The organism is Nocardia sp. NPDC046473, from assembly GCF_040645995.1.
In the GTDB taxonomy this organism is placed as follows: domain Bacteria; phylum Actinomycetota; class Actinomycetes; order Mycobacteriales; family Mycobacteriaceae; genus Nocardia.
In genome coordinates this window covers 498,285-515,007 of record NZ_JBEYZJ010000010.1, presented here as the reverse complement: position 1 = coordinate 515,007, position 16,723 = coordinate 498,285, and the positions used below count along the sequence as shown (strand labels likewise).

Below are 16,723 nucleotides of genomic sequence, written 5' to 3'. Positions count from 1 at the left end.
CGATGCCGACCTGCTGCACCAGTGCCTGATCGAAGCCAACGAAGGCCGCCAGGACCTACTCGGCGCGGTCCAGGAGTACGAGCAGCAGATGTTCGCCTACGGCACCGAAGCCGTGCAGAGCAGCCTCGACAAACTGCCCGCCTTCGCCCCCACGGCGAAACTGTCCTGACACCGGCACCCACCCGATGCCAGTCCCGCCTGCGACTGCGCGGCGAGCTCGGCTGGGCGTTCGACCGGCTCGAGGGCATGCACTCGGCGGCGAAGCCGTCGAAGCTCCACTTCATACGATCCAAAGGTGAGAACTCATGCGGGAACAGGTTGTGCTGCCACCGAGGGCTGCGCACCGCGTCGCGGTCCTGAGTTTCGATGGTGTCGGGATATTCGAGTCGGCGTTGGCGGTGCAGGTCTTCGCCACGGCGAACGATCTCGCGGGCACCGAACTCTACGAGATCGCCGTGACCGGACCGGACAGGCCGACCCGCACCCGGACCGGCGGCGCCGGCAGCTACGCGCTGCTCCCGGACCGGTCACCGGCGTGGGCCGAGTCCGCGCACACCGTCGTTGTGCCCGCTGCCCAGCGGATTGACGACCCGCCGCCGGAAGTCGCCGCGGCGATGCTGCGCGCGCGAGCCAACGGTGCTCGGATCGTCGGGCTCTGTCTGGGCAGTTTTCTCGTGGCAGCGACCGGTCTGCTCGATGGTCGTCAAGCGACCACCCATTGGCACTGGGCCGACCGGCTCGCCGCTGACTATCCGAGGATTCAGGTCCATCCCGAGCGTTTGTTCGTCGCCGACGGCGCGCTCTTCACCTCCGGTGGTGGCACAGCGGCAATCGACCTGCTCCTGCATCTGATCGAGCGCGATCACGGCTCGGCCCTCGCGACCGAGGTCGCCCGGTTCCTGGTCGCGCCGATCCGACGCGACGGTGACCAAGCCCAACGCGCGGGCTTGGACGTTCCCGAACAGACCCGATCCCTGGTCGACACGTTGTATTGGGCCGAAGACCATCTCGCCGAGGCACTCACCGTGACCAAGCTCGCCCAGCACGCCGGGATGAGCGTGCGCACCTTCGCCCGGCACTGCCGCGACGCGCTGGGTATCCCCCCGATCGAATGGCTACAACGAGCCCGCCTACGGCGTGCCCAAGAGCTGCTGCAACGCACCACCTGGACCGTGCAACGCATCGCCGAAGCCAGCGGGTTCGGCTCCGAATCAGCGTTGCGCTACCACTTCACCAGACTCGTCGAACTGACCCCGGGTGAGTACCGCAGCCAGTTCGGCGCAGCGCGGGGCAAACGGCTTGCGACAGAACGCGTGGCTTGAACATCTGTGGCCGATAACTAATCACGGTGTGCCGCAGGTTTCGCGGAAATAGCCCTGATCGCCGCGGGGCACGAGGTTCCGATCCCGACGGACGATACTTACTTTGTCGGCCCAGCCCTGGCAGGCCCTTTCCATCCCCTGGGCGGTGTACTCGATCACGATCATGTGGCTGCCGAAGGCGGCGGCATAGTCTCCACATTCGTTGTACTGGCCGCATTCCTCGACGACAGCAAAGTCGACGCCGACCTCTGTGCGCGCAGCAGCCAGCTGCGGGGCGTTCTTCTGGCCGATGGCCAAGCCCCTCTCATGCGCGCGGGCGGCGAGCAGAGCGAGGAACGCCTTCGCGTCATCCGCGGTCAGCAGGCCCTCGGGCACGCGGGTGTAGCTGTCGTAGTTGTCCGGATCGATGGCCTTGTAGCCCTTGGCCGCGCAGTCGTCGATCCAGGTGGTGACCTTTTGCGCAATCCGCCGACGCTTGGCGTCGGTGTGGACGTCCAGCATCGCCTCCCCCCATTCCTTGTCCATGACCACCGCTCCCGTCCGGTCGCGCAGCAGCAGATCGGCGTCCCATTCGTGCTCCGCGCCAGGCTGGGCTTGGAAGACGTTGATGTAGCAGATGTTGTAGCTTCCCGAGGCGGGTGGCGCGGTGTGGTCACGGACAACGACGGACACCCCGGCCGGCGGCGGGTACGGGGTGTTGAGCTGGTAGTCGAAGCCCGCCCGCACGGGAGGCGCCGCCACCGTGGGCGCCCCCTCGCCGGGCGTCGCCGACGCCCCGTCGGACACCCCGACCGAGGTCGACGAGGGTGGTGCATCCTCAGGTTCGCCGCCCGAACAAGCGGTGGTGAGCAGCGAGGTCACGGCGGCCGAAGCGGCGAGCGCCGCAACGCACCGACGGCGGAATTCAGGGGTGATCATGGTCGATAAGCTCCCCCGTGGTCAATCGCCGAAGCAGTCGCGGTACGCGGTGATAATCGCGCGCAGTTCGACCGAGATGCGGCATCAGTCGATCATGGCGATTGTCGAGATTGCAACCCGGTGATCTCTTCGACCGCAGCTAGTGGGGTTCGGCAGGTCGCGGCTGCACCACGTACACAGCGACGCCTATGTCCACGAAGCGGCAACAATTTGCTCCTACAACTGCGGAATCGTCAGAGTTCAGGGCACCAATGTGCCGCGCAACGAGGGTTGCAGCAGACGGGAGTGAGCCTGGACCATGTCATCGCACAGGGCCCAGATCTGCTCCACCGTCAACGTCGCCGCGGTGGCTGGATCCATCATCGCCGCGTGCCGGATGTGGCGAGGTTCGTTGTCAACCGCGGCGGAAACGACCAGTCCCGTCACGCTCAGGTAGGCCCGGTTCAAGGCAGCCAATTGCGGCGGAAGTGCGCCTATCGGTTGGGGGTGAACGCCTGACCCGTCGACGACGCAGGGAACTTCGACGATGCCGTCGGGCAGGTTGGTGATCAGGCCGCTGTTCGGGACATTGCCGTACACGGTTCGAGGTGTGTCGCTGACGATACTGTGGATGATCTGAGGTGCGTATTCCATCGTGTTCTGCACCTCCAGCGGTTTTCCTTCGGCCAGCAAACGCCGGGTGAGTTCGTATACCGCGACGTTCTCGGCCACGATGCCGAGGTACTCACCGACAGGTATCCGCAGCCGCTGCACTTCACTGTCATGGTGCAGGTACCAGGGCACATATTCAGCCGAGTGCTCGCTGGTCTCGGTCGGGTAGTAACCCAGCCGCCGGTACATGTCGACGCGCACGCGGCGACGCAGTTCTGGATCATTCGCGATCAATGCGTCGAGGCGGTCGTACAGGTCCTCGCCCGCATGAGTGAATTCCAGCACCCAAGCCTGAAGATGTAGGCGATGTCCGGGAAGGATCCGGAAGCCAAGGCCGCCAGCACCTTTTGCAGCATTTCGTCGGCGACCACGCCGCCGCCGCCCAGGTCGATCCGGATGTTCGGATATGCCCGTTCGAAATCGGCGACCAGTTCTTCGACCACCACACGGTTTCGTTCGTTCTGCCCGTGCCAGAGCTGGATTGTCACCCGACCGTCCGGCCCGACACCGCCTTTGGATCCGCCACTACACGCCACCGAAACCATGCCCAGCGCCACCGCGGCGCCGCCGCGAAGTGCAGTGCGACGAGTCAGCGTGGTCACCGAATTCACTTACGGCAGGTTTCGCGGACATATTCGCCACTATTGGGCGCGGTCACCTTCTTGTCGCGCCGCACAATACTCAGCCGGTCCTTGAAATCCGCGCACGCATTCGCTAGACCTTGGGCAGTATATTCGATGACGACCACATGATCATTGAAAGCCGCCGCATATTTGTCGCATTCACCGTGCTGCCCACATTCTTCGGCGACGGCGAAGTCGAGGCCGTTCCTTCGGGCGGCGCCGAGGAGATCGGAGGTGTTCTTCTGTGCGATCGCCAGACCCTTATCGTGTGCGTGCGCCGACAGCAGCTGAATGAACAGCTGCGCCTCGTTCGCGGAGAACAGGCCTTGCGACCGTTCATAGCTGTCGTAATTATCGGGTTCGACACCCTGGAAACCCTTCGCGGCGCAGATGTCGATCCAGCCGTTGACCTTCGCGGCGATGCGCTTACGCTTGCCGTCCTCGCGCAAATCCAGGATCGCCTCACCCGGCCATCCCTCATCCTCGACAACCTCACCGTCCTCGTTGCGCAGCAGGAGATCTGGATCCCACTGCCCCTGGGCGCCTTCTTGGGTTTGGAATGCGTTCACATAGCAGATGTTGTAAACGCCGGGCACCGCGTCCTTGGTGTAGTCACGCGAAATCACGCCGACTCCGGCAGGCGGGGTGTACGGCGCGCCGATTTGGTAATCGAATTCCGCATGCGGCGTCGGAAGCAGCACGGGCGGCGCAGCGGATGCCGGCCCGGCCGAAGCGAGGAGGACGATCGATACGCAAGCGATAGCCAAGGCAGTTGTGGCAGCCACCCGAACACGATTGATGCTCATCTTGATTCCCATTGACTACTGCGGGTGGCGACCCCGCCTCGGACGGAATCAGAATCCGTCCTGGCGACTGGGGCCGGGCTCAGGTTGTTCACCAATTACCGGCTGGGCGCACCTCGGGCGTCGAATACGGCTCGACGCCCCTGGAGTCAAACAAAGATTTCCGCGTGCGTCAAGAAGCTGCAGAATCACATTCGAAAATTGATCGAATCCAATCAACCAACCACCGTGCACGATCAGGACAGCACACCGTCCTCGGTGTCGATCAGGCCAGCCGCGCGGCAGAGACCAGCGCACGCAGCAGTCGCAGATGGTCGGCGTCGGCCACAGCGCGCTCTACCGGTGGGTCAAGAACCGCGAAGAGCTCGTCGATCTCCTCAGCGAGGTCGTCGTCGAGCGAATCCTGCTGCGAGCCAACGCCGGAGACCTCGAATGGCGAGCCTGGCTCACCCGGCTCGCGTGGGCGATGCACGTACGACCGTGAACCGTTGGGTCCGCACGGTTATCACCGGGCGTCCATGTCGTCCATTTTGGCCGCGGCGTCACTCATGCCCTTGCTGAACCTGCCCGCCGAATCGACCATGTTGTCGCCGCCGGCGAGCAGGTTCTCTTCGGACTTCGCATAACCCTTGTCGCCCTTGACGAACTTGTCGCCATAGTCGTCATGGCCCCACGGATTGCCCTGCGCCTGGATCGCGTTCTTCAGCGTGGTGACGATGTCCTTCGCCTTGTCACCGAGCTCGTCCATCCCGCCCGCGGCCTGCCGCAATCGAGTGGTATCTACGCGGACCCTGTTGTTTCCCACCATGACGGTCTCCTAGTTCTGCTCTGAATTCAATACCGGTCTTCGGGACGCCCTGGTTCCCAATGGGTTTCCAGACGCTGCATCAAAATGTCGATATCCTGCTGAATCCGCTCGACCAGCATCCGGCGATTCGTGCCCACCGCGAACGGCGGCTCGTCCAGCGACATCACATACCGGCCGTCATCAATCACATCACGCCACATCATCGTCGTCTTCCGAATCCCGCGCGGCCCGTACTTCGACCGCCCCTGCGCAACCACGATCGAGCCCGTGCAATCGGCTGGACGCTGAAAGAACTGCTGTGTCCGATAGACCAACTTGTCTTCCCGATCGTCACGGATATAGCTGCCGCCCCAACTCGGTGCGACATCCTCGGCGGAGTCCGTGACGATCGGAATACCCGGCAGACGACCGGCCTCGACCCGTGGCAGCAACTCCTCCACGGCGACGGCCAGCCTGCGTGGATCACACTCGGTCACCGTGAACGCGACGGTGTCGTAGGTGAGCGGCCCGGGCGCCTGCTCGAAGACGAACGCGATAGCGCCTGCGCGAGCGGCATATACGCGCAGCGCCCGCGCCGAGTTGCGCATATTTCGTTCGTCCCAACTCGACACCTCCACATACAGCTCGGGGGCGCGCAGCACCTCGATCGCGCCGTCGAACCAGCCGTCCAGCCGCCGGCACAGATCCTCCCACGCCGCACGTTTGCGGCGCTCCAACTCGTCTGCGAAGACCACCTCGTCGCTCTCGAGCCAAAACGGTTTGGGCAGCAGGCCTTGACGATGCCGCTCACATAGCACGACAAATTCGAGCACCGTGAATTTCCACTGGTGCGTCACGGCTCGATCACCGGTTTCGACTGCTCGAGGCCCTCACCGAGCAGACCATCCAGATAGACTGCCGCATCCAGATACTTGGGGCGCTTGTACTCATTGCCGGCACCACCCTGTGCTCCGGGGCCGGGCCCAGGGCCCATCGGCATTCCCGAACCGGCGGGACCGGTACCTCCCGCCTGCATGGCCTGAATCTGTGCATTGTCGAACCCGCCCGGCGCCGACGCCCGCGGGAACAACTTCGACCCCACGTTGGCATGGGCGCTGAGCGGCGTATGCGGTGCACCACCGCCATCCCCAGGAATTCCGGCATGCCCAGGGCCAGGGCCACCGAGGGCAGCCGCGATATCTTTCGGAATCGCACTGCTGTCGAAACCGGGGATATCGAGACTCTGCAGATCCCCCAGTCCCGGAATACCGACCATGCCATTGGGCGCCAGACCGGCGAGTACCTGGGTGCCGGTCTTCACCACATCGGTGAGCGCCGAGGTCACCCCCTTGAAACCGTCGACCAACGTCTTCACAAGGTCGGTGCCGCCCGGAGTCTGGGCCAGCGTTTGCCCCAGATTGCTCAACGTCTCCGGGCTCAGCTTGCGCAGCATCTCCGGATCCAGCTTGCTCAGCGTGTCCGGATCCAGCCCCTTCAGTCCATCCGGGCCGAGACCGCCGAGGAGGTCGTTACCGAACTTCTTCAGATCCTCGGGACTCATGTGCTGCAACAGATCCGAGCCCAGCTTCTGCAACGCCTCCGGGCTCATGTTCTTCAACAGATCTGGGTTCAGGCCACCGAGCAGATCCTTACCGATCTTCTGCAGTGCGTCCGGACTCAGATCCTTGAACGGATTCTCGCCGTGCATCAGCTTGTTGATCAAATCCTGGGGCGATTTCGGCGGCGTCTGCTGCCCCGGTTTGTTGCCGGGCAGCGGCGTGGGTTTGAGCGGCTGATAGCTCGCCGGATTGGTCTGCGGATAGTTGGAGTTGTTGGAGCCGTCGCCGCCATTGTTGCCGCCACCGCTGTTGTCCCCACCGCCCTGGTCTCCGCCACCCGGGGAATTGACTTTGGGGGAGTTGGGCGGATTCGAGCCGCCGGTACCCTTCGAACCGTCGCCCCCCTGGGAACCGCCATTGTTCGAGCCGTCGCCGGAGGCCCCGGACTTACCCTGGTTGTAGCCGTCCTGAAATCCTCCCTTGTAATTGGGGCTGTTCTTGTCGATGTTGCCATTACCGCTGTTACTGCCACCGCCGTTGTTACCGCCAGCGTTGTTGCCGCCACCAGCGTCCTTCTTGCGCTGGTTTAAGCCGTCCTGATATCCGACCTTGTATTCAGGACTGTTCTTGTCGACGTTGTTGTTCCCCCCGTTGTTGCTGCCGTCGTTCCCCCCGTTGTTGCTGCCGCTGTTGTTGTTCCCGCTGTTGTTGTTCCCGCTGTTGTTGTTCCCGCTGTTGTTGTTCCCGCCGTTGTTGTTCCCGCCGTTGTTGTTCCCGCCGTTGTTGTTCCCACCGTTGTTGTTGCCACCCGGCGGCGGGGTCGGCGCGGCACCGGTGACGGCCACCATGGGCATGGCCTTGACTGCGTTCTCGATACCGGGCATATACGCGCTCTTGTACCGCTCACGCCAATCGCCTAGTTTCTTCATCTTGTAGCAATATTCGGACCGGTCGTTGTCCCAAGGAAGCGACGGTATGTCCTGACGCATGTAGTTCAACCACTGGGCGCAGTAGAGGAGATCGCTACCCAGGTTCTGCAGCGCTTTGGCGAAGGAGTCCGAATTGTCGGTGAATCGCCCGATAGCCTTGACGGCCTGGTCCGCGCCTTCACCGGTCCACATCTCGGAGTTCACCCGCTTCAGTGCCGCGTTCAGGTCCGCGAGATCACGCGAGAGGTTTCCGCTCATCCACGTGTACCGGGTGCCGACATCGTATGCCAGCTGATCATGTTTTTTCAGGGATTCACCGAAATAATAGTATTTGTCGTACGTCCACAGGTCGGCATTCTCGACGTCAATCCCCTTTTCGTTGCCCGCCCCGGCCGCGGGCTTCAACGGGTTGGGCTTGTCGGAGAGTGACGACATCGTCGTAATCTTCGCCGGATCGCCCTTCGGCGGCGTCTTGTTCGTCAGCGCGGCCTGCAGATCGCCGACCTGGTTGAGCTTGGCGAGATCGTCGGAATTCTTCTTATCGGTCCGGAGATAGCCGCCGCCGGCGCTACGGAACGTATCGCCCATGTCCTCGAGGATCCGCTTCATCGTATCCATAGTCGCGATGATGTCATTGCCCTTGGTATTGAACCGGCGAGTCAGCGCCATGCCGCCGTTCTCATTGGACCATACTTCCATGTCGTTCATATGATTTTCTTTGATGAAGTCCTGGTACCACGTCAGGTTTTCGATCATGTCGTGGCACCGCGATACGCATTCGACCGTCGCCTTGATATCGAACTTCAGCCCGTTGATCCCCAACCTGCCGTTGTTCGCGTTGTCGCGGTTCTTTTCCCAGTCGTCGTACGTCGCCTTGGTCGTGTCGTCGATCTTCGGGGGATCGTCAGCCATCTGCGTTACTCCTCATGGTCTTCGTGGTGGGCCGCTTCTCAACGACCGGTTCGGTTGCGGATATCGAAGCCCCCAGAAGGAATCCGACATCGGTCGAGTCGCTCGTTCCGGCGCGCTGCTCGGACTCCTCGTCCGGCGGGGGCATCAGCACCGATCGGGGCTTCTTTCGCGGCTTGTCGTCCCTCTTGCGATTCCGAGGCGGCTGTTTTTTCGGCGGCCCGGCAGTATTGCCGGGCGCTGCTCCCGGTTGCGCTGCTCCCGGCGGCGCGGCTGCGGGGGCAGTGGGCGGCGCGGCGGGCGCGTGCCCGTCCGGCATAGTGGGTGCTCTTCCCGGCGTGGACGGAGACGCGTGCGCATTTGGTCCGGAATTCTCTTGCTGCCCAGGGGTTCCCGCATGCAGCGGGTCCGCCGGATGGCTTCCGGATCCCGGTGCGCTCCGCTGGTCGCCGGAACCCGCGACACCTGAATCGCTCCCAGCGCCGGTCCCGTCGGGGGCGTGCTCGGAGCCCGGCGCATCCGAATCGCCCCCGACACCAGTACCGTCCGACGCGTCTGCGGAACCGTGCACGCCCGAATCGCTCCCGACACCAGTACCGTCCGGCGTGCGCTCGGAACCCGGCGCACCCGAGTGGTTCTTGGCGCCCGACGGATCCGTGAGCGAGCTCGAATCGTTCTCGTCACCAGCGGTATTCGAGACCCCAGGCCGGACTGGCGGCCGATGGCCGTCCAAGTCCCGCGATGCGCCTGAAGCAGCCGAGTCCTCCGCTGCCCCCGGCCGATCCGGCGAACCAAGGTCACTCGGCGCAAGCGGAGATCTCGGCGGTTTCAGCAGATCTCGAGTATTGAGAGCGGTGGGTTGATCGAGGCTGTTCCGCCCCGCCCGTCCCAATCGATCCCCGCGCCGGGCGTCCGGGTCCGATCCTCCGGTGTCGTTCGGGCCGCCCGGCGGGTTCGCCCCAACCGATCCCGGTCCGCCGAGCGGTGTCAGCAGGCCGCCGCCCAGGTTCCAGAAGTCCGGCGACGGCTCGCCCTCGTGTCGCTCGCCCCCACCGCCCTCACCCGGTGACCGGAACGAATCATCCGCGTCCGGCGGAGGTGCCAGATTCTCCGCGGCATGCAGATTCTGGAGCATCCGCGCCAGCATCGCTGGATCCGGTCGAGGTGGTGGCGGCCGGTGTGCGGGCGGCGGCTGCTGCCGATCATTGCCCGGGGAGTCGTGCCCGCCGGCATGGCCGCCGCTCTCACCGGAGCCACCCGATCCATTGAGGTTGCTACCGAGGCCGCGATCGCCGAACCGTTGGTCACGGCCCGGACCGCCGGAGTTGTCCCCCTCACCGGAATCGCCAGGGCGGCCGCCAGCGCCGGAACTGTTGGAGTTGCCACCGTGACCAGGACCGCCGGCGTGCCAGCCGCCGGAACTCCGATCATCGTCGTCCGGACCGGGATTCGGTGGTCCCTCGTCGTAGAAATCATGATGATCCGGCGGCGGCCAGTAATCCGCATGCGGAGACCCCGAGCCGTACCTGGGATCCCAATACCCCTCCGGCACAATTCGTTTCGACGCATTCTGGACGTCATACCCTGGCGGAATCCAGTCGTCAGCAATCGGCGCGATCGGCGCCTGATATCCACCAAGGGGTCCATCGTCTCGCTTCGGCAGATGCGGCTTGATCTTGGCGGTCAGCTGGTCGCCGGCGACGTAGCGACTTCTCGGGTCGACCGGCGGCGCTACCGTCCCATCCGGCGCGGAGATGTGTACCTTGTTGTCCTCGTCGACCTTCCACGTGGTGCCGTCTCCCCTGCTGCCCCAGGCCGTCTCGTCCTCCGCGGTAACCCGAACGGCTCCGTCACCGCGAACCTCTCGCACCGGCTCGCCCTCGAGGTTCTCGACGAAAGCCGTTCCGTCCGTGCGGGTCCCACGCACCACCCCATCGCCGTCGGTGAAACGCGCACCGTGCGGACCGATCTCCGACACCGACTCGTCGCCGTGCACGACCCGGAACCCCTTCGGCGTCGTCTCCAGTTGCGCACCGTTGGACAACGCGATCGGCTCGTTGATCGGCCGCGATTCGGTGTGCCCGTTGGGCGTGGTCACCCGTACCGACTGGCCCGAGCCCCGCTCGTAGGTGGTGCCGTCCTCGTCGAACACCTTGATGCCTTTGGGCGAGGACTCGAAGCCGATCCCGTCCGGCCGATCCATCTGGACGACACCGGGTTTGCGCGGACCGTCGCTCAGGTCATGGTGGATCACCGTATGGTCGGGGTGCTCGGTCCGCCCGCCACCCCGCGGATCCGCGGCATCGAACACCACGTGCTTGGTGCCGTCGGGATGCTCGACGGTGACCGCGCGGTTGGGCTCGACGGTCTGCCTGGTCTGGTCGGGCCCGGTGATCACGGTGGGTTTACCCGGCCCGGACTCGATTACGGTGCCGTCGGCCTTGTGCACGGTCGTGTCGCGGGTAGGTGAGGTGAATTCCGTTGCCCCGTCCGGTCTTACGGTTAGGGTCCAATCGTCCCGCGACTTCGTCCGCACTGAACCGTCGCCCAATACCGCGTGGGAGACGCCGTCGGGCCGGGTGAACGTCGGCGACTGCACCCCGGTGCCCTTGCCGGGGGTCGCCGCCGGGCCGCTGCCGTCCGGTCCGACGAACACGATCGCGTGATCGGCATCGATCTTCATCAACTGCGGATCATCGGGACGCCCCACCAGGATGGTCCGGTCGTCGCCGACGACGTGTCTGGTGCCGTCCGGAGAGGTGACGACCAGGTTGCCGTCCGCATCCCGTTCACGCCCGATCGTAACGATGTGCTCGGTGTCGTCGTGTGTGGTGATCGTGGCCGAGTCCTCGAACCGGGTGTGGGTGGCCGTTCCATCCGGCTCGAATACCGTGCGGTCGTTCCACGGCGAACGGAGTTCCGCTGCGCCGCTGCCCTTGACGATCGTCGTCGACCCGTCCGGGGACTTCGTCCGTACCGATCCATCGTCGAGCACCGCGTGCTCGGTGCCGTCATTACGGCCGAAGCCGAACTCGCCATCCCTGCCCGGTCTACTCGGCGCGTCGGCCCGCGAATTCGGTGCTGCACCAGGTTCATTGCCACTCTTGGGCACGAATTCGACCGAGCGATCCGGACCGACCTTGACCCATGCCGAATCCTCGGGGCGCCCGAAGAAAATGTTCCCGTGCTCGTCCACCCGGTGCTGGGTGCCGTCGGGCGAGGTGACCACCACATCGCCGAATTCACTGCGCGACCAGTTGGGATGCTCCTGATCACCCCCGAACGTCTGGACGCCGGGTTCGGCGCCGTCGTGCCCACGCTTCCCGTCCGGACCCGAAGGCCGGTCCGGCGCAACCGATCCCCGTGGCGGTACCGCATCGGACTCCGGTGGCCGCTGCCGCGCCGGCGAGCTACCACCCGAATCCGGTACCGGCGTGTGCCGTGGCGGCGGCTGGTCCCCGGAACCAGAACCCGACCCGGAGGGCCGCGAAACCTGCGGCGGCCCATCGGGGTCCAGCCGCACCGGGCGACGCTGCGGCGACTCCAGTTCGCTCGAACTCGACGACGACCCCGGCCCCGAACGACTCGGCGGCGGCTGCGAGTCGTTCGAACCCAACGGCGACACCGGGCGACTCGGCAGTGGCTGCGAGTCATTCGAACCCAACGACGACACCGACCCTGAACGACTCGGCGGCGGCGATTCGCTCGAACTCAGCGACGACACCGAACCCGAACGACCCGGCGGCAGCTGCGAACCAGCAGACCCCGTGGCCGACACTGGCGTCGATGGACGCTGCGATTGTCCCGCAACGATATTCGAGTCGGGTACCTGACGCGACGGCGACTCGAGGCCGCTCTTGGGCGGTTGCGAGACTGAACCGTCGCTCCCGGGGAACGGGCGTGTGCCGGGCGGACCGCCCGCAGGCCGATCGCTCCCCCCACCGGTCACCGACGAGCCGCGTCCGTTCTCGGACAGGTTCGAGGACGGCGCTTTCGGCGAGGACGATGGGTTCGCGCCGGACGAACTTCCGTTGTTGCCGGAATGACTCGCGGCCGCCGAGGACTCGGTTCGGCCACCCGTCGAACCATTCGACGACCCCGAGCTGCCGTTCGACGAGTGTGAGCCACCTGTCGAACCATTCGACGAACCCGAGCTGCCGTTCGACGGGTGTGAGCCACCGTTCGAGACCGGTTCGTACCGACCGGAATTGGACGAGACGTCCGCCCCATTACTGGTGCGGCCGTGCTCCGTGGCTGGAGACACCTGCGGTCTGGTATTCGAGCTATCCGAATGCGAGCCGCCCGCGCTGTCGTGGCCGAACCGCGAGTTACCCTGCGTCACCGGCCCTTCCGAAGTACGGCCCCCAGTAGACGAGGCCGGGTGCGTGGCCCGCGGACTCTGCCCGCCCTCGGACGATCCGGACCTGTCACCGGACGAATGGGAACCATCGAAGACGCCCCGATCACCGCCCCGCGAACCGTTCGATCCGTTCGATCCGTTCGATCCGTTCGATCCGACCGGCCGATCCTGACTTGTGGCATGCTCGCCACCGAATCCTTTGCCGTCGAATCCGTTCCGGGAACCGTGGGATTCGGCCCCGCCCGGATCGAAGGAGAACCCGTCCCGCCCCGGATTGCGCACCGACGCATCCCCGGACAGCTTCCACTCGACCTCGAAGCTCTTGTTACCGAACGTGTTGTGGCCGAAGTAGCCCTTGGCCCCGCCCACGAGCCCACCTTGTGCCAGACCGCCGACCCAGGCGTGCGGGTTGCCGAGGGTCTCGGACCAGTCACCGCTGACAACGCCTGCGCCGATCCCACCGAAGAGGCCGAACACCGGGCTGGAACCCATACCGACGATCGCGCCGTTGCCGAGCCGGACCCACGGATTCGCCAGCTTGTCGCCGAGGAATTTCGTCGTGTACTTGTTGATCCAGTTGCCGGCCGCCCCGCCGAACGGTGCGCCGAGGCCGCCCGCGGCCACCGAGGTACCGAATTCCTTCCAGTTGAAATTCTTCCGATGCCCTCCGGGTCCCATCTGGCTGACCTGGACCACCGCGTCCAGCCCACCGGAGATGAGCGCTCCCTCCAGGATCTTCATCACCCACCCCTTGCTGAGGTTGGCGAACTTCTCCCCGAAAACCGACAGCACCTTGGCCACGATTCGTTCCTGGATCTGCAATTCCAGGCGGCGCACCACGATTTGGGTGGCCGCTTCCTCGGCCGCCTGCTGGGCCGGCGCGGTCGGCGGGAATGCCCACGCCCAGGCGATTTCGATGGCCAGCGCCGCCAGCGAAACAATGGTCATCAGTTTCGCGGCCTGAACCGAAGTGCCGAAATCCTCGGTCGCGTCGAACATCTGGTCCATGAAATGCGCCAGCGAATCCATCGACTGGCCACCGGTCAGCAGCTGATCGAACATCGTGCCGATCTTGTCCCCGCCGGCGCCCTCGGGATATGCGGAGACCGAGGCGCGTTTCACGTCCGCGATTTCCGGAGTCAGTTTCCGCAGCGCCGCACCGGCGTGCTTGTAAGCATCCGAAACCGCCCAGACCTTGTCCTCGTCACCCTCGGGCCACGCACCGCCCGCGATCCATCCCAGCCAGCTCAGTTCCGGCGGCAGATACAGACTCATCCCGCAGCGACCTCACTCGTCGTGGTCTCTGACCATCGACCGGCGTCCGTAGGGCTCGGCATCGCCGAAACCCGCGTCCTCGTCGTCGTATCGGCGCTCCGGCGAGTTCGGGGGCGCGATCGACACCGGCGGCGGCACCGGAATCACGGACCGGAAATCCGGCATGTCCTCGATGAGTTCCGGCAGGGGCGGCAATCGGTCCTTGCGGGCCCGCAGCGGCGCCATCAACCGACGGCCCCGCTCGCCGACCTGCGCGGCCGCTGCCTGGACGGCCTCGGTGATAGCCGCGGCGATCTCGTCGTAGGACAGGTCGCTCACATCGTCGGCGAACCGGGTCTCGATGAGGATGCCGTCGGCATTGACGGTCACACTGATTCGCTTGTCGCATGCGGTGACCGTCGCGGTGAGCCGCGCCCGATCACGCTGGATCTTCGCGATACCCAGCATTTGTTCGGACAGCGCTTCCATCATCATCGCCGCGTCGGCCTGCAGCCGCTCATTCACCACCGGAGGTCTCCGCATCGTCGGTCGAGTCGCATTTCGTACATCACCGCGACTGCGCCCTCTCGTTCTCCTCGAAAACCGTCGCGCCGTCTCGCAGATTCTTCGCATTCTGCGCCAACACATCGACGAGCTTGGACAGGGAACCGAAGTTATTGTCTCTATTGGCTTTGTAACCCTCGGCCCCGTCGGCGAACTTGTCCCCGGCTTTGTCGTGCCCCCAGGGTTCGCCCAGGTGACCAGTGGAATTCATGAGACTTTCCCTGATCTTCCCGACCCGGTCGGCAACCTCCTCGAACCCCGCGGCCGCATCCCGCAGTCCGCCAGGATTCAATTCGATGCGTCGATCCATTACTCTTCCTATTCACAGAATAGAGATCAGGCCGTAAGCGACGGGCTCCGGACATCATTACCGGGACGTTATGAGAGGTTCGCTTTCCTGCTGATATGCTGATCGTCAATGGGAACAATTCCGGCAGGCATCCGCCGGGGCCGGCAGGAGAGGACATCGCACGAGGCCGACATCAGCTACGCCCGCCGAGGGCACCGCACCCAGGCGCCGACCCGACCGGCAGGGGCCGAGGCAACCGGCCTCACAACTTGGGTTGATCGCTAATCAAATGACATGACTGAGAGTAAACCAGAGCATATGGCAGACGTCAATCGAGCGCAGCGTGTCTACCGTTCCCCCGTGCGCGAGGAGGCCGCGCGCCGCACTCGCGACATCGTGGTGCGGGCCGCGGCGGAGGTGTTCGCGGAGCGCGGATACGCAGGCGCCACCATCGATCAGATCGCAACCTGCGCCAGTGTCTCCCGCCCCACCGTCTTCGCCGCAGGCAACAAGGCCCAACTGTTCGCCCTCGCCCATCAGTTCGTTGCCGACGACAGCGGCGCGACGGAGGCCGGGTCCACGATCGCGGAGATCCTCACGATCGCCGACCCTCGACTCCTCCTCGAACAGTTCGCGGCCAACACGGCGGCCGTCATGCGGCGTGTGCGCCCACTGCAGGTCGTGCTCGAGCAGGCCGCGGGCACAGATCCCGATCTGGCGGACCTGTTGCAATCCACGCAGCGGAACCTGCTGGAGACGGCCGGCTGCGTCGTCGCCGCCATCGAGGCGACGGGCTCGTTGCGGCAAAGCATCCAAGCCGAAGCCGCAACCGATGTGCTGTGGTTACAACTGCAGCACACGAACTATCAGCGCCTGGTCGACGAACGCGGCTGGCGCCACCAGGATTTCGAACACTGGCACGCCACCGCGATGATCACCACCCTGCTCGAACCGAAACATGAATGACCGCAGCACCTTACGCGGGCGAGGAAGACCATCGGCAACACGCGGCCGCGAGTTCGCCTTCATTCATGGTCAATACAGCGCCCTGGATGGAGGCCGCTCGCGGTGAGGCCAGGAATCGGATGGCCTCGGCCACCGCGACGGGCCCACTGAGTTGCGCGGCGAGCGCGCCGCCGGGATCCACGGAATTGACCCGTACGCCCCTCGGTCCGTACTCGGCTGTCCACAACCTGGTCAACATGACCAACGCCGAGGTCGCCGCCTGCACCACGCTCCGCCCCGCGGCCCCGGTCACCGGGCCTGAACTACCCACGTTGACGATCGCGCCCCGGCCGTGCTCGGCCATGCCCGGGGCAAACGCACCGGTCAACAGCAGCGGCACCTTCACATTCAGCGCGAAGACCGTATCGAACACATCCTCGACCGGCCCGCAGCCCGCCTCACCGGCGTTGTTGACCAGTACCTCGACCGGAGCACCCTCGAGTAGTGCGACGGTTTCGGTGATCAACCGGCGCACGGCCGCGGAGTCACCGAGATCGGCCACCACCTCCACCGCCCGCCCGCCGGCCCACTCGATCAGCTTGCGCGTCTCCTCCGCACCGGCGCCATCGCGACCGCACACCACCACCGAATAGCCGTCCTCGGCCAGCCGCAACGCGGCCTCGCGCCCGACCGCACCCGCCGAACCGGCGACCACCGCCCACGCTCTGCGCCCTCGGACATCCTCATCATGGATACCGATCATTGCTGCTACCTCGGCCCCCAGGTTGGGATTTACTAATAATCAACTGA

14 protein-coding genes are annotated in these 16,723 nt (G+C 65.0%); 3 read left to right on the top strand and 11 right to left on the bottom strand.

What is annotated here, in order from left to right; all coding sequences use genetic code 11:
* Nucleotides 1–305 precede the first annotated feature (305 nt).
* Nucleotides 306–1,322, top strand: a complete 1,017-nt coding sequence (locus tag ABZ942_RS35370) for a helix-turn-helix domain-containing protein (RefSeq protein ID WP_357389848.1) — start codon at nucleotides 306–308, stop codon at nucleotides 1,320–1,322.
* Nucleotides 1,323–1,343: 21 nt separating this feature from the next.
* On the opposite strand, the gene ABZ942_RS35365 is transcribed toward ABZ942_RS35370, so the two are convergent.
* The 4 genes from ABZ942_RS35365 to ABZ942_RS35350 form a co-directional block, all read right to left on the bottom strand.
* A complete protein-coding gene (locus ABZ942_RS35365; protein WP_357389846.1) occupies nucleotides 1,344–2,240 on the bottom strand; it encodes an endo alpha-1,4 polygalactosaminidase in 897 nt (298 codons plus the stop codon).
* A 240-nt stretch (nucleotides 2,241–2,480) separates the two neighbouring features.
* A complete protein-coding gene (locus ABZ942_RS35360) occupies nucleotides 2,481–3,176 on the bottom strand; it encodes a hypothetical protein (protein ID WP_357389844.1) in 696 nt (231 codons plus the stop codon).
* Nucleotides 3,122–3,502 carry a hypothetical protein gene (locus ABZ942_RS35355; RefSeq protein WP_357389842.1) on the bottom strand — a complete coding sequence of 127 codons (381 nt, stop codon included), beginning with the start codon at nucleotides 3,500–3,502 and terminating at the stop codon, nucleotides 3,122–3,124. The genes ABZ942_RS35360 and ABZ942_RS35355 overlap by 55 nt, the downstream gene beginning before the upstream one ends.
* Nucleotides 3,499–4,320 carry an endo alpha-1,4 polygalactosaminidase gene (locus tag ABZ942_RS35350; RefSeq protein ID WP_357389840.1) on the bottom strand — a complete coding sequence of 274 codons (822 nt, stop codon included), beginning with the start codon at nucleotides 4,318–4,320 and terminating at the stop codon, nucleotides 3,499–3,501. Before ABZ942_RS35350 ends, ABZ942_RS35355 begins: the two co-directional genes overlap by 4 nt.
* A gap of 307 nt (nucleotides 4,321–4,627) precedes the next feature.
* Here ABZ942_RS35350 and ABZ942_RS35345 point away from each other — a divergent pair, with 307 nt between their 5' ends.
* Entirely contained in the window at nucleotides 4,628–4,801 is a 174-nt protein-coding gene (locus ABZ942_RS35345; RefSeq protein WP_357389838.1) for a hypothetical protein, read from the top strand.
* Nucleotides 4,802–4,822: 21 nt separating this feature from the next.
* Here ABZ942_RS35345 and ABZ942_RS35340 read toward each other — a convergent pair whose 3' ends face one another.
* From ABZ942_RS35340 to ABZ942_RS35315, 6 genes are read right to left on the bottom strand one after another with little or no spacing between them, the layout of a single operon-like run.
* Nucleotides 4,823–5,125 (bottom strand): hypothetical protein, encoded by a 303-nt coding sequence (locus ABZ942_RS35340; protein WP_357389836.1) that lies wholly within the window; start codon nucleotides 5,123–5,125, stop codon nucleotides 4,823–4,825.
* Between the two features lie 26 nt (nucleotides 5,126–5,151).
* Nucleotides 5,152–5,937 carry an ESX secretion-associated protein EspG gene (locus ABZ942_RS35335; RefSeq protein ID WP_357389834.1) on the bottom strand — a complete coding sequence of 262 codons (786 nt, stop codon included), beginning with the start codon at nucleotides 5,935–5,937 and terminating at the stop codon, nucleotides 5,152–5,154.
* Nucleotides 5,938–5,957: 20 nt separating this feature from the next.
* A complete protein-coding gene (locus ABZ942_RS35330) occupies nucleotides 5,958–8,504 on the bottom strand; it encodes a hypothetical protein (protein ID WP_357389832.1) in 2,547 nt (848 codons plus the stop codon).
* On the bottom strand, nucleotides 8,497–14,136 hold the full coding sequence (locus tag ABZ942_RS35325) for a hypothetical protein (RefSeq protein WP_357389830.1): 5,640 nt from the start codon (nucleotides 14,134–14,136) through the stop codon (nucleotides 8,497–8,499). Before ABZ942_RS35325 ends, ABZ942_RS35330 begins: the two co-directional genes overlap by 8 nt.
* Nucleotides 14,137–14,148: 12 nt before the next feature.
* Nucleotides 14,149–14,643, bottom strand: coding sequence for a YbaB/EbfC family nucleoid-associated protein (locus ABZ942_RS35320; protein WP_357389828.1), 495 nt, complete (start codon nucleotides 14,641–14,643; stop codon nucleotides 14,149–14,151).
* A gap of 40 nt (nucleotides 14,644–14,683) precedes the next feature.
* Nucleotides 14,684–14,989, bottom strand: a complete 306-nt coding sequence (locus tag ABZ942_RS35315) for a hypothetical protein (protein ID WP_357389826.1) — start codon at nucleotides 14,987–14,989, stop codon at nucleotides 14,684–14,686.
* A gap of 339 nt (nucleotides 14,990–15,328) precedes the next feature.
* Between ABZ942_RS35315 and ABZ942_RS35310 the strand changes: the two genes are divergently transcribed.
* Nucleotides 15,329–15,934 (top strand): helix-turn-helix domain-containing protein, encoded by a 606-nt coding sequence (locus ABZ942_RS35310; RefSeq protein ID WP_357389824.1) that lies wholly within the window; start codon nucleotides 15,329–15,331, stop codon nucleotides 15,932–15,934.
* Nucleotides 15,935–15,944: 10 nt separating this feature from the next.
* Here the strand turns inward: ABZ942_RS35310 and ABZ942_RS35305 are convergent, their stop codons facing one another.
* Entirely contained in the window at nucleotides 15,945–16,676 is a 732-nt protein-coding gene (locus ABZ942_RS35305) for an SDR family oxidoreductase (protein WP_357389822.1), read from the bottom strand.
* Nucleotides 16,677–16,723: the final 47 nt, after the last annotated feature.